We start from the raw sequence: 14,155 nt of genomic DNA on the forward strand, positions 1-14,155 counted from the left end.
ATTGAAGTCTATTAATAATCTCCTAAGGTTTCAGGGTTTTGAGATAATGCTTCTGCAAGTTGCTCATCATTTGGAGCAACACCATGCCATTTATGAGTATGCATCATAAAATCTACACCGTTACCCATAATAGTATGTAACAAGATACAAACAGGCTTTCCATTTCCCGTTAGTTCTTTTGCTTTCTTTAAACCTTCATTGATCTTTGTTATATCATTTCCTTCTTTCACCTCTAGAACTTCCCATCCAAAAGCTTCAAACTTAGCTTTGATGTTCCCCATTGGTAGTACCTGATCTGTTGCTCCATCTATTTGCTGGCCGTTAACATCTATGGTAGATATAATATTATCTATCTTGTTTCCGGCAGCATACATAATTGCTTCCCAATTCTGACCTTCTTGCAATTCACCATCACCATGAAGTGTGTAAATTAAGTGATCATCATTATTCAATTTTTTAGTTTCTGCAGCTCCAAGTGCTACACTCATTCCTTGGCCAAGAGATCCAGAGGCAATTCTAATACCTGGAAGCCCTTCATGTGTAGTTGGGTGTCCTTGTAAGCGAGAGTTAATAAGTCTAAAAGTATTTAATTCTTCTACAGGAAAAAATCCACTTCTAGCCAGCACGCTGTAAAACACTGGAGAAATATGACCGTTAGATAAAAAGAAAAGGTCTTCTCCAATTCCATCCATCTTAAAATCTGTGCTATAATCCATCACTTCTTGATAAAGAGCTGTAAAGAATTCTGCGCAGCCTAAAGATCCTCCCGGATGCCCAGAATTTACTTTGTGTACCTGTCTTACAATGTCTCTTCTAACCTGAGAAACAAAATCTTCTAATTGTTGTGTGTTCGGCATTGTTGTGTTGTTATTTTTAAGTGTTGCAAAAATATGTTTTTAAATAGGAAGCTCAAAGTTAGAAATTAGCAGTTATCAACGATTTGAAGTATTTAACTAACATTTTTTAAATTCTACGTTCTGTGATATGTAGATTAGTTAAGTATCTTTGCAGCTACTTAAATGAAACTATGAATTTTGAACTTTTAACTACCGATGTAGGTAGCAAAGCAAGAGCAGGAAAGATCACAACAGATCATGGAGTTATAGAAACTCCTATTTTTATGCCAGTGGGAACCGTTGGTACAGTAAAAGGAGTGCATCAAAGAGAATTAAAAGAAGAAATAAACCCTGATATAATCTTAGGAAATACCTATCATTTATATCTAAGGCCACAGGTTGAGATCTTAAAGAAAGCCGGTGGCTTGCATAAATTCATGAATTGGGATAGAAATATTCTTACCGATAGTGGTGGGTTTCAGGTTTATTCTCTTTCAGACAGAAGAAAGATCAAAGAAGAAGGCGTTAAGTTTAAATCTCATATAGATGGATCTTATCACACCTTTACTCCAGAGAATGTTATGGAGATCCAAAGAGCAATTGGAGCAGATATAATTATGGCTTTTGATGAGTGTACACCGTATCCTTGCGATTATAGATATGCCAAAAGATCTATGCATATGACGCATAGATGGTTAGATAGATGTATAAGTCATCTGGAAAAAACACCTTACTTATACGATTATTCTCAGGCCTTTTTTCCTATAGTTCAGGGAAGTACTTACAAAGATCTCAGAAAGCAATCTGCAGAATATATTGCATCTGTAGGGGCAGAAGGAAATGCAATTGGAGGATTGTCTGTAGGAGAGCCAGCAGAAGAAATGTATGCAATGACAGAAGTTGTTACAGAAATCCTTCCTGAAGATAAGCCTCGTTATTTAATGGGTGTTGGAACCCCAATAAACATATTGGAGAATATTGCTCTTGGAATTGATATGTTTGATTGTGTAATGCCTACCAGAAATGCTAGAAACGGAATGCTATTCACAGCCCATGGTACCATCAATATTAAGAATAAGAAATGGGAAGATGACTTTTCTGCGATAGATGATATGAATATTACTTGGGTAGATACCGAATATACTAAAGCTTATTTAAGACACTTATTTAGTGTAAATGAATTATTAGGCAAGCAAATTGCTACCATTCATAATCTAGGGTTCTACCTTTGGTTGACACGTGAGGCAAGAAAGCATATCTTAGCTGGTGATTTTACAACCTGGAAGAACATGATGGTAAAGCAAATGGATAAGCGCTTATAATTTGAAAATACTAGACTGGTACATATTAAAACGTTATCTAGGTACTTTTACCATGATGCTATTAATGTTCATTCCTATTGGAATTACCATTAATCTTGCAGAAAAAATAGATAAGATCTTAGAGAATGAAGTTCCCTTTATAGAGGTGGCTGCTTATTATTTAGATTTTACTGTTTATTTCGCAAACCTTTTATTTCCACTATTTCTATTTTTATCTGTAATTTGGTTTACTTCAAAATTAGCTAATAACACAGAGATCATTGCTTTCTTAAGTAGTGGAGTGTCTTATTGGAGATTTTTGAGACCTTATTTAATAGGAGCTTCCATTGTATGTGCAGGTGCACTTGTTTTAAGTATGTATTTGGCTCCTCAAGCTAGTAAGGGTTTTAACGAGTTTAAATATCAGTATTTGAAAAAAGGAGCTGAAGTGCAGGAAACCAATGATGTGTATAGGCAGATTAATGATTCTGAATATATTTATGCCAGTAACTTCCAGCCTAAAACTTATACTGCACGTAATTTCACCCTAGAGCATTTTGAAGGCAATAAGCTAAAATTTAAATTAAGTGCTTCTAAATTAGTCTTCAATACCGTAGACAGTACTTATACTCTTACAAATTTAGATAAGCGAATAATTGGTGAAAGAGAAGATGTTATTATTCATGAAAGAGTTTTGGATACGGTATTGCCCTTTGAGTTCGACCAGCTTACTCCTGTGAAATATATTGCTGAAACACTTACATATAACGAGCTGAATGATTTTATAGATCAAGAAAAGCGTCGTGGTTCAGCAAATATGAATAGATATTTAGTGGTAGCCTATAAAAGATGGAGCTTACCGGTATCTGCTTTTATATTAACGATCATTGCTGTAGCAGTATCGTCTGTAAAGAGAAGAGGAGGAATGGGGGTAAATTTGGCCTTAGGGATCACTCTTGCTTTTATATTTATATTTTTTGATAAGGTTTTTGGAACTATTGCAGAACAATCTACATTCTCGCCTTTAATAGGTGTTTGGTTTCCAAATTTCACATTTGGAATTCTAGCTATTTACTTGCTCTTTAATGCTAAACGATAAACTTAAAAGCTACCTCTTTTTTCACGTTATCGTGTTAATTTGGGGTTTTACTGCAGTTTTAGGCGCTTTAATATCCCTAGATGCTATTCCTCTGGTTTGGTATAGAATGTTATCTGCATGTGGCTTTATACTAATCTGGATATTATGGAAGCGCAAAAGTCTTAAACTTCCTCCTAAGAAATTAAGACTTCTAATTATTGCGGGATTAGTAATAGCTCTTCATTGGTTAACATTTTTTGGTGCTATTAAGGAAGCCAATGTTTCAATAACTTTAGCACTACTATCTACTGGTGCGTTCTTTACTTCTATCTTAGAACCAATATTCTATAAAAGAAAATTTGTTTGGTATGAGGTGTTCTTTGGATTGATAGTTATGCTTGGGCTGTATATAATATTTAATGTAGAAACCGAGCATTATTTAGGAATTGTCCTCGCCTTAATTTCTGCATTTCTATCGGCAGTTTTTACGCTTATGAACGGAAAGCTTGTAAAACATGCGGCTCCTTCGGTTATTTCATTCTATGAGTTGCTTACGGGAGCTGTAGCTATTTCAATATACCTAATCATTAAAACGTGGATTACTGGTGGTGAAAGTGGTTTCAATTCAGAATTCTTCAATCTTCAATCTTCAGATTGGCTCTATTTATTCATCCTGTCCTCAATTTGTACAGCGTTTGCCTTTATATCTGCTGTGGCTGTAATGAAACATCTTAGTCCATATACCGTAATGCTAACTACAAATTTAGAACCTGTCTATGGCATCATTTTAGCATTTCTAATATTCGGAAATAAGGAGCAAATGCATCCACAATTCTACTACGGCACCCTAATAATCCTTTCTACCGTAGTACTTAACGGATATCTTAAAACAAAAAGAAAAATTAATAAGCCTTCTTAGGAATTCTTCCTTTCAAAGTTTGTTATATTTGTAGGCTAATTAAAAACACCATAACTTCATATGGAATATTTGGATTTTGAATTACCCATTAAAGAGTTAGAAGAACAATACAAGAAAGCTTGTAACATAGGTTCAGAAAGCAATGTAGATGTAACAGCTACTTGTAAACAGATAGAGAAGAAATTGGTAGCTACCAAAAAAGAGATCTATAAGAATCTTACAGCATGGCAACGTGTACAACTTTCAAGACACCCTAACAGACCTTATACTTTAGATTATATTAAAGCTATTTGTGGAGATACCTTTTTGGAGCTTCATGGAGATCGTACTGTAAAAGATGATAAAGCCATGATTGGTGGTCTTGGAAAGATTGGAGATCAAAGTTTTATGTTGGTAGGTCAACAAAAAGGTTTTAACACCAAGACAAGACAATATAGAAATTTTGGAATGGCGAATCCGGAAGGATATCGCAAAGCGCTAAGGTTGATGAAATCTGCAGAGAAATTTGGAGTTCCTGTAGTGACATTCGTGGATACTCCTGGAGCATTTCCTGGTTTAGAAGCAGAAGAACGCGGACAAGGTGAGGCTATTGCTAGAAATATTTTAGAAATGACTCGCTTAAAAGTGCCAATCATTGTTGTTATTATTGGTGAAGGTGCTAGTGGTGGAGCTTTAGGGATTGGAGTAGGAGATAAGGTAATGATGCTAGAGAATACATGGTACTCTGTAATATCTCCAGAATCATGTTCTTCTATCTTATGGAGAAGCTGGGAATACAAGGAAATTGCGGCAGATGCTTTAAAACTAACCGCTACAGATATGAAAAAACAAAAGTTGATTGATGAGATCATAAAAGAACCTCTTGGCGGTGCACATAGCAATCGTGAAGAAACTTTTGAAACGGTTAAAACTTCAATTTTATCTGCTTACGATGAGTTCAAAAACTTATCATCAGCAGAATTGGTAAATAAGCGTATGGATAAATACTCAAATATGGGAGTGTTTAAAGATTAACATACCTAGTATAAAGACGTTAAGAAAATATCCGGAGTTTTACTTCGGATTTTTTTGGCCTTATTAACAAAAAACATAAGTTATTAACAGGTAAATTGTTCATTACCGGTTAATTAACTTACGAGGTAATCGTTAAGATTGCTTTAACATTTTTTTACATTCGTACTATGGAAAAAGCCACCGCCCCAAAAAATATAAAATATAACTCTGGAAATGTTATTAATTTAGAACGCGGGAAAATACCGCCGCAAGCTGTTGATTTAGAGGAAGTTGTACTAGGTGCAATGATGATCGATAAAAAAGGTGTCGATGAAATTATCGATATCTTACACTCAGATGTGTTCTATAAAACTGCCCATAAGCATATCTATGATGCTATCTATAAGCTATTTGAAAATACAGAGGCAATAGACTTATTAACAGTATCCAATCAATTAAGAAAAGAAGGTCTGTTAGAAAAGGTGGGTGGAGAATATTATCTTATTCAACTTACTCAAAAAGTAGCGTCTTCAGCCCATATAGAATTTCATGCTCGTATCATTCTTCAGAAATATATTCAAAGAAGTCTAATTAAGATCTCTAGTGAAATAATTGAAGAATCTTATGATGAAGCTACAGATGTATTTGATCTTTTAGATTCAGCAGAAACAAAACTTTATGAAGTTACGCAGGGGAATATAAAGCGTTCTACAGAAACAGCTCATAGCTTGGTTATTCAGGCTAAGAACAGAATTCAGGAGATCTCTAACAAGGAAGGATTAAGTGGAGTTCCTTCTGGCTTTGATAAATTAGATAAATTAACTTCCGGATGGCAACCTAGTGATTTAGTAATTATTGCAGCTCGTCCTGGTATGGGTAAAACAGCACTTACTCTCTCTATGGCGAGAAATATGGCTGTTGGTCATAACATACCTGTGGCATTTTTCTCTTTGGAGATGTCTGCCGTACAGCTTATAACCCGTCTTATTTCATCAGAAACAGGATTATCTTCTGAAAAATTAAGAACAGGAAACCTCGAAACTCATGAATGGGAACAATTGAATGTGAAGGTTAAAGATCTTGAAAAAGCTCCATTATTTATAGATGATACTCCATCCTTATCAATTTTTGACCTTAGAGCTAAAGCAAGGCGACTTTCCTCACAGTTTGGGATTAAAATGGTAGTTGTAGATTACCTCCAATTAATGACGGCGGGAAGTGCGAGCAAAGGAGGAAATCGTGAACAGGAAATATCTACTATTTCTCGTAACTTGAAGGCACTAGCAAAAGAATTAAGTATACCGGTGATAGCACTTTCACAGCTATCCCGTGCTGTAGAAACTAGAGGTGGAAGCAAAAGACCATTATTAAGTGATTTGAGGGAATCCGGTGCAATTGAGCAGGATGCAGATATTGTATCATTTATTTATAGGCCAGAATATTATAAAATAGATGAGTGGGATGATGAAGAGCGCTCTCCTACTGCAGGGCAGGGAGAATTCATTGTCGCTAAACACCGTAATGGTGGTTTAGAAAACATTCGTTTGAAATTTGTTGGACATTTAGGTAAATTCGATAACTTAGATGACTTTGACTCTCCTTTTGAATTTCATTCTAAAATGAACGACGGTGAAGGGGAAGATGCATTTAGAACTCCCGGTTTACCAAGTCCAAGTGCAGATGAAGCTTTTGGAAGCTCAATGAATAATGATTTTAATGATGACGATAGCGACGTACCTTTTTAATTATACAAAAAATCTGAATAAAATATTTGAAGAAATTAATTCTAGCGTTGAATCTTCAGAGATAAATAAATTTAAAAAGAGCATTAGAACCTTGGTTTTGATGCTCTTTTTATTTGTTATAAGCCTACCTGTCCATAGCTCATCTTTGTTAATCCCTATGGATGCAGATAGCCAAACCAATCACCTCAAAGCTTATGGAATTACATATTTTGCTCTTCAAAATAGGCTAAGAGTGCAATGGCTCCTAAATTACAAAGGAGGCTCTTTTCTAATCTCAGATACAGAAGAATTACAGAAGGAATGTAAAATTAGAGGCGTCTCCTATGAAGAATTAAGCGATGCAAAAACTATTGCCTTATTGGAAGAGATATCAAGTCCTTCCAAAAATATGGAGGCTGTAATTCTAGAGAAAGCACCTAAAATTGCCGTATATGCACCCTCAGGAAATAAACCATGGGATGATGCTGTAACTATGGTCTTGTCTTATGCAGAAATTCCATATGAAACTATTTATGATGAGGAGGTGTTAAGTGATGTTTTGCTTTTATATGATTGGTTGCATTTGCATCATGAAGATTTTACAGGTCAATATGGAAAATTTTATCGAAATTATAGAACTACACCCTGGTATATAAAAGAGAAAAAAGAGGCCGAAGCTTTAGCTTTAAATTTAGGATATAAAAAGGTTTCTCAGGAAAAACTGGCAGTAGCTTTAAAAATTAGAAATTATGTTGTAGGTGGTGGTTTTATGTTTGCAATGTGTAGTGCTACAGATAGTTTTGACATTTCCTTAGCAGCAGAAGGCTTAGATATAGTAGAGCCAATGTTTGATGGGGATGCTAGCGATGCAGGGTATCAATCTAAGATAGATTTTAATGCAACCTTTGCGTTTACAAATTTTCTTTTAGAGAGAGATCCTATGAAGTACGAGTTCTCATCTATAGATATGACGGAGAAGAGATCAGTATCTGTAGAAACAGATTATTTTACATTGATGGATTTTTCTGCTAAATGGGATCCCATTCCAGCCATGTTGAATCAAAATCATACGGCACTGGTTAAAGGTTTTATGGGACAGACCACAGCCTTTGATCCTGAATTTTTAAAATCTAAGATTTTAGTATTAGGAGAAAATAAAATAAATGGAGAGGCAAGGTATATTCATGGAATCAAAGGAAAAGGATTTTTTACTTTTTATGGGGGTCATGATCCGGAAGATTTTCAGCATAGGGTAGGAGATCCTAAAACAGAATTATCACTGCATCCTAACTCACCGGGTTATAGGTTAATTCTAAACAATATTCTCTTTCCAGCAGCTAAGAAGAAAAAAATCAAGACTTAGATTCTTGAAAATAAAAAAAAGTCTCACTAATTAAAGTGAGACTTTTTTAATAAGAACGTTAATCTGTATATAATTTATTTTACTTTGTCTACTAAAGCTTTAAACGCTTCTGGCTGATTCATAGCTAAATCTGCAAGAACTTTTCTGTTCAAACCGATACTGTTAGCTTTCATTCCACCCATAAATTGAGAATAAGACATTCCATGTAATCTGGCTGCAGCGTTAATACGCATAATCCATAATGAACGGAAATTTCTCTTCTTAACCTTACGGTCTCTGTAAGCATAAAGCATTGCTTTATCAACCGCGTTTTTAGCTACAGTCCAAACGTTTTTACGACGTCCAAAGTAACCTTTTGCTTGCTTTAAAACCTTTTTTCTTCTGGCTCTTTTAGCAACTGAATTTACTGATCTTGGCATATTTTAAATTGTTTTTGTAGTAGGCGGTTTTTCAACACTTCTAAAAGATGTATTTAAATTCTCTTAGCCTATCTCCAGGGTTTTTAAATTGATTAAACCATCAAGTGGTTCAACTTATTTTAATCTAAGTTGAAGTTTGATATTACTTTTATCTGCATCATGTACTAATGTACTATGAGTTAAAGCTAATTTACGTTTTTTAGACTTCTTTGTTAAGATGTGACTTTTAAACGCGTGCTTTCTTTTTATTTTACCAGTACCGGTAAGCTTAAAACGCTTTTTGGCACTAGATTTAGTCTTCATTTTAGGCATGCTCTTATAATTTTATAATTAACGTTCTTATTTTCTTATTTAGATTTCTTAGGAGAAAGAAACATAGTCATACGTTTTCCTTCCAATTTAGGCATCTGTTCTACCTTCCCTAATTCTTCAAGATCTTGTGCCAATCTTAATAACAAAATTTGTCCTTGATCTTTAAATACAATAGAACGTCCTTTAAAGAATACAAATGCCTTTAACTTGGCACCATCCTTTAAGAATTTCTCTGCATTTTTTTTCTTGAACTCGTAATCATGATCATCTGTTTGAGGTCCAAAACGAATCTCTTTAACAACCACCTTACTGGCTTTTGCTTTTAAAACTTTCTCTCTTTTCTTCTGCTCATATAGAAATTTCTTGTAGTCCATTACTTTGGCTACAGGCGGTTTGGCATTAGGAGAAATTTCTACTAAATCCAAACCTTGCTCTTCAGAAATCTCTAAAGCTTTTCTAATAGGATAAACGCCCATTTCAACGTTTTCACCCACAAGACGAACTTCATCTGAGCGAATTTTACCGTTAATACGGTGCTGGTCTTCTTTAATTTCTCTAAGCGGTCGCTTCGATCTTTTTCTACGTATTGCTATGGCTATATAATTTTAATTAAACTTTAAACGTTTTTAGCGTTTTCTTTATTTCGTTGTTTACTAATTCTGCGAAGTCTTCTATAGACATTGTTCCAATGTCACCTTCTCCGTGTTTACGTACAGAAACCGTACCATCCTTCTCTTCCTGCTCCCCAACAATTAACATATAAGGGATCTTACTCATCTCGGCATCACGAATCTTCTTACCAATGGTGTCATTTCTATGATTAGCCAAGGCGCGAATTTCGTCATTTTCTAACAAACTTAAAACTTTTTGTGAGTATTTTTCATATTTCTCACTGAGAGAGAGAATAATAGCTTGTTCTGGCATTAACCATAGAGGAAAATTTCCTCCTGCATTTTCAAGCAATACAGCAATGAAGCGCTCCATGCTGCCAAAAGGGGCACGGTGAATCATTACAGGTCTGTGAGTTTCATTGTCACTCCCTTTATAAGTAAGATCGAATCTTTCAGGTAAATTGTAGTCTACTTGAATGGTTCCTAACTGCCAACTTCTTCCTAAAGCATCTTTAACCATGAAATCTAACTTCGGACCATAAAAAGCAGCTTCCCCTTTTTCAATGACATAGTTCAAACCTTTTTCTTTTGCTGCTGAAATTATGGCAGATTCTGCCTTTTCCCAAACATCATCACTACCAATATATTTCTCCTTATTGTCAGGGTCTCTTAAAGATACCTGAGCTGTAAAATCTTTAAAGCCTAAAGAATCGAATACATATAAAGTAAGATCTATCACTTTTTTAAATTCAGAATCTAGCTGATCTGGAGTACAGAAAATATGAGCATCATCTTGAGTAAAGCCACGAACTCTTGTTAATCCATGTAGTTCTCCACTTTGTTCATATCTATAGACCGTACCAAATTCTGCAAATCTCTTCGGAAGATCTCTATAACTCCACGGTGAAGAATTATATATTTCACAATGGTGTGGGCAGTTCATAGGTTTCAATAAAAATTCTTCCCCCTCGTTTGGAGTGTGAATTGGCTGAAAGCTATCTGCTCCATATTTAGCATAATGTCCGGAAGTAACATAAAGTTCTTTTTGTCCAATATGCGGAGTTACTACCATTTCATAACCGGCGGTCTTCTGCGCTTTCTTTAAAAAGTTTTCTAAACGCTCTCTAAGTGCAGCTCCTTTAGGTAACCATAATGGTAAACCTTGTCCTACCTTTTGTGAAAAAGTAAAAAGTTCTAATTCCTTTCCTAATTTTCTATGATCTCTTTTCTTAGCCTCTTCAAGTAATTCAAGGTATTCCTTTAGATCTTTCTGTTTAGGGAAAGAGGTTCCGTAAACCCTAGTAAGTTGTGGCTTGTTTTCATCCCCTCTCCAGTAAGCGCCGGCAACACTCATTAATTTTACTGCTTTAATTATTCCTGTATTTGGAATATGGCCACCTCTACATAAATCTGTAAAGGTATCATGGTCACAAAAAGTAATAGTTCCATCTTCCAGGTTTTCTATTAATTCTACCTTAAAAGGATTCTCCTGATCTTTATAATAAGACAAAGCTTCTTCTTTAGAAACAGAGCGCATTGAGAAATCATGTTTTCCTCTTGCAATTTCCAACATCTTATCCTCGATCTTTTTAAAGTCGTTCTCAGATATCTTTTGCTCACCAAAATCTACATCATAATAAAATCCATTTTCAATAGCTGGTCCTATAGTAAGCTTAGATCCAGGGTATAGAGCTTCAATAGCTTGAGCCATTACATGAGAGGTAGAATGCCAAAAAGCTTTTTTACCTTCCTTGTCATTCCATGTGTATAAAGTAAGGCTTCCGTCGCTAGTAAGTGGAGTAGTAGTTTCAATCACGGTATCATCGTATTTGGCAGAAATTACATTTCTCGCAAATCCTTCACTTATACTTCTGGCAACGTCCATAGGAGTAGCGCCACTTTCAAATTCTTTAATAGTGCCATCCGGCAAGCTTATCTTTATCATTTCCTCTAATATTATATAGCAAAGATAATAGGATAAATGCGGTTGCACAATATACCTATGTATATATTCCTTTTTTCTTGGGTGTTGCCGGTGGAAAGACACAGGCCGGGCTATTCGCTCTATCTTTTGGTTTCTCTTATCTTATTTTTTAAGCAAGAATGCAGTGAATAGTCATAGAGTATATGGTAATTACACGACAGGGATCCAAAAGGATGTCACTGCTATCCCTAACACAAATTGTAATATCTTTTTTAGTGTATGTATAATAAGGTAACTGGTATGCTATTAAAAGTGTTCCTTTTGAAAAAAAATATAAATTCTAATCTTTAAAGAATCAATAGTTTATAAACTATTTTTGTTTTGGATTGGACAAAACTGGATAAATAACTTGCAGGTTTATTTATCCTAACTATATTTGCACCCGCTTAGGAGGAAACGAGAGGCGAAAGTTCTTTAAAATATTTTGTAATTGATTTGTTTGATTGTAAAAAAAGATTGTATTTTTATAACCCATTTTTTATTATTGGCTTTTAAAAAAAACATTCGAAATATTTTTCAAATAAGTTTGCTGGTTAGAGAAAAAGAGTTGTACATTTGCATCCGCTTTGAGAATGACATGAAGGTGTTGTTTGAGGAGTAAGAAAGTTCTTTACTAGTGTGGGTTGCGGCGGTTTTTACTTCTTACTAAGGGGTCAAAAAAAACTTCAAAAAACTTTAAAATAAAGTTTGGAAGTTAAAGAAAAAGCGTTGTATATTTGCAGCCGCTTACACAGCGGATACGATCACTACAAAATACTGAATTGAAATCCCGGGATAGGGTAGTAAAAAAAAGAAGGTTCAACTCCTTTAATTTCACAATGAGCTCTTCGTTAAGAGGAGATCAACTAAGTTCATTGATATATTGAATTGACAGCGCGTTTCAAATGTTGTTCGCAAGAATGGCAGAAGAAACCAAAAGAATACGAATCAAGACTAGAATAGAATTTTGAGCTGTTATTATCTTTTCGGAGATAGTAATAGAAGAAGACCTTGTAATTGTTATATTATTTAAAGATTAACGATGAAGAGTTTGATCCTGGCTCAGGATGAACGCTAGCGGCAGGCTTAACACATGCAAGTCGAGGGGTAACGGGGTGCTTGCACCGCCGACGACCGGCGCACGGGTGCGTAACGCGTATACAACCTACCTTATAGAGGGGAATAGCCCAGAGAAATTTGGATTAATGCCCCATAGTATTATCGATTAGCATTAATTGATGATTAAACATTTATGGCTATAAGATGGGTATGCGTTCTATTAGCTAGATGGTAAGGTAACGGCTTACCATGGCTACGATAGATAGGGGTCCTGAGAGGGAGATCCCCCACACTGGTACTGAGACACGGACCAGACTCCTACGGGAGGCAGCAGTGAGGAATATTGGACAATGGGCGAGAGCCTGATCCAGCCATGCCGCGTGCAGGAAGACGGCCCTATGGGTTGTAAACTGCTTTTATACAGGAAGAAACACTCCCTTGCGAGGGAGCTTGACGGTACTGTACGAATAAGGATCGGCTAACTCCGTGCCAGCAGCCGCGGTAATACGGAGGATCCAAGCGTTATCCGGAATCATTGGGTTTAAAGGGTCCGTAGGCGGGACAATCAGTCAGCGGTGAAAGTCTGTGGCTCAACCATAGAATTGCCATTGATACTGTTGTTCTTGAATACTTATGAAGTGGTTGGAATATGTAGTGTAGCGGTGAAATGCATAGATATTACATAGAACACCGATTGCGAAGGCAGATCACTAATAATTTATTGACGCTGATGGACGAAAGCGTGGGTAGCGAACAGGATTAGATACCCTGGTAGTCCACGCCGTAAACGATGGTTACTAGCTGTTCGGTCGCAAGACTGAGTGGCTAAGCGAAAGTGATAAGTAACCCACCTGGGGAGTACGTTCGCAAGAATGAAACTCAAAGGAATTGACGGGGGCCCGCACAAGCGGTGGAGCATGTGGTTTAATTCGATGATACGCGAGGAACCTTACCAGGGCTTAAATGTAGATTGACAGGGGTGGAAACACCTTTTCCTTCGGGCAATTTACAAGGTGCTGCATGGTTGTCGTCAGCTCGTGCCGTGAGGTGTCAGGTTAAGTCCTATAACGAGCGCAACCCCTGTTGTTAGTTGCCAGCGAGTCAAGTCGGGAACTCTAACAAGACTGCCAGTGCAAACTGTGAGGAAGGTGGGGATGACGTCAAATCATCACGGCCCTTACGTCCTGGGCCACACACGTGCTACAATGGTAGGGACAGAGAGCAGCCACTGCGCAAGCAGGAGCGAATCTATAAACCCTATCTCAGTTCGGATCGGAGTCTGCAACTCGACTCCGTGAAGCTGGAATCGCTAGTAATCGCATATCAGCCATGATGCGGTGAATACGTTCCCGGGCCTTGTACACACCGCCCGTCAAGCCATGGAAGCTGGAAGCACCTGAAGTCCGTCACCGTAAGGAGCGGCCTAGGGTGAAGCTGGTAACTGGGGCTAAGTCGTAACAAGGTAGCCGTACCGGAAGGTGCGGCTGGAACACCTCCTTTCTAGAGTATTGCTTATTAAAGAGCAATCGCAGTTACAAAGCAGATCTCTTAAGATTTTGTTTTTGTCTTGATTCCTG

General features: G+C 36.5%; 11 protein-coding genes and 1 rRNA gene. 7 read left to right on the plus strand and 5 right to left on the minus strand.

Features of this window, described 5'->3' with window-relative positions; all coding sequences use genetic code 11:
• Nucleotides 1–11 precede the first annotated feature (11 nt).
• Entirely contained in the window at nucleotides 12–857 is an 846-nt protein-coding gene (locus tag P163_RS07395; RefSeq protein WP_034889169.1) for a transketolase, read from the minus strand.
• Nucleotides 858–1,027: 170 nt separating this feature from the next.
• Here P163_RS07395 and tgt point away from each other — a divergent pair, with 170 nt between their 5' ends.
• The 6 genes from tgt (at nucleotide 1,028) to P163_RS07425 (ending at nucleotide 8,214) form a co-directional block, all read left to right on the plus strand.
• Complete coding sequence (tgt, locus tag P163_RS07400; RefSeq protein WP_034889171.1) at nucleotides 1,028–2,158, plus strand: tRNA guanosine(34) transglycosylase Tgt; 1,131 nt, start codon at nucleotides 1,028–1,030, stop codon at nucleotides 2,156–2,158.
• Between the two features lies 1 nt (nucleotide 2,159).
• Entirely contained in the window at nucleotides 2,160–3,236 is a 1,077-nt protein-coding gene (locus P163_RS07405; RefSeq protein ID WP_034889173.1) for an LptF/LptG family permease, read from the plus strand.
• Entirely contained in the window at nucleotides 3,223–4,134 is a 912-nt protein-coding gene (locus P163_RS07410) for a DMT family transporter (RefSeq protein ID WP_034889175.1), read from the plus strand. The genes P163_RS07405 and P163_RS07410 overlap by 14 nt, the downstream gene beginning before the upstream one ends.
• Nucleotides 4,135–4,194: 60 nt before the next feature.
• Complete coding sequence (locus P163_RS07415; RefSeq protein WP_034889177.1) at nucleotides 4,195–5,148, plus strand: acetyl-CoA carboxylase carboxyltransferase subunit alpha; 954 nt, start codon at nucleotides 4,195–4,197, stop codon at nucleotides 5,146–5,148.
• A 167-nt stretch (nucleotides 5,149–5,315) separates the two neighbouring features.
• A complete protein-coding gene (dnaB, locus tag P163_RS07420; RefSeq protein WP_034889179.1) occupies nucleotides 5,316–6,872 on the plus strand; it encodes a replicative DNA helicase in 1,557 nt (518 codons plus the stop codon).
• A gap of 157 nt (nucleotides 6,873–7,029) precedes the next feature.
• Complete coding sequence (locus P163_RS07425; RefSeq protein WP_034894077.1) at nucleotides 7,030–8,214, plus strand: hypothetical protein; 1,185 nt, start codon at nucleotides 7,030–7,032, stop codon at nucleotides 8,212–8,214.
• 74 nt (nucleotides 8,215–8,288) lie between these two features.
• Here the strand turns inward: P163_RS07425 and rplT are convergent, their stop codons facing one another.
• From rplT to thrS, 4 genes are all read right to left on the minus strand, one after another.
• On the minus strand, nucleotides 8,289–8,633 hold the full coding sequence (rplT, locus tag P163_RS07430; RefSeq protein WP_034889181.1) for a 50S ribosomal protein L20: 345 nt from the start codon (nucleotides 8,631–8,633) through the stop codon (nucleotides 8,289–8,291).
• Nucleotides 8,634–8,747: 114 nt separating this feature from the next.
• On the minus strand, nucleotides 8,748–8,945 hold the full coding sequence (rpmI, locus tag P163_RS07435; protein WP_034889182.1) for a 50S ribosomal protein L35: 198 nt from the start codon (nucleotides 8,943–8,945) through the stop codon (nucleotides 8,748–8,750).
• Nucleotides 8,946–8,980: 35 nt separating this feature from the next.
• On the minus strand, nucleotides 8,981–9,496 hold the full coding sequence (gene infC, locus P163_RS07440) for a translation initiation factor IF-3 (protein ID WP_262489664.1): 516 nt from the start codon (nucleotides 9,494–9,496) through the stop codon (nucleotides 8,981–8,983).
• A gap of 58 nt (nucleotides 9,497–9,554) precedes the next feature.
• The gene (thrS, locus tag P163_RS07445; protein ID WP_034889186.1) at nucleotides 9,555–11,501 is read right to left on the minus strand and encodes a threonine--tRNA ligase; all 1,947 of its coding nucleotides are present in this window, start codon (nucleotides 11,499–11,501) and stop codon (nucleotides 9,555–9,557) included.
• A gap of 1,057 nt (nucleotides 11,502–12,558) precedes the next feature.
• Here thrS and P163_RS07450 point away from each other — a divergent pair.
• Nucleotides 12,559–14,078: ribosomal RNA gene (locus P163_RS07450) — 16S ribosomal RNA — on the plus strand.
• Nucleotides 14,079–14,155 lie beyond the last annotated feature (77 nt).

The sequence above is a fragment of the Gillisia sp. Hel_I_29 genome (assembly GCF_000744275.1).
Lineage (GTDB): Bacteria > Bacteroidota > Bacteroidia > Flavobacteriales > Flavobacteriaceae > Gillisia.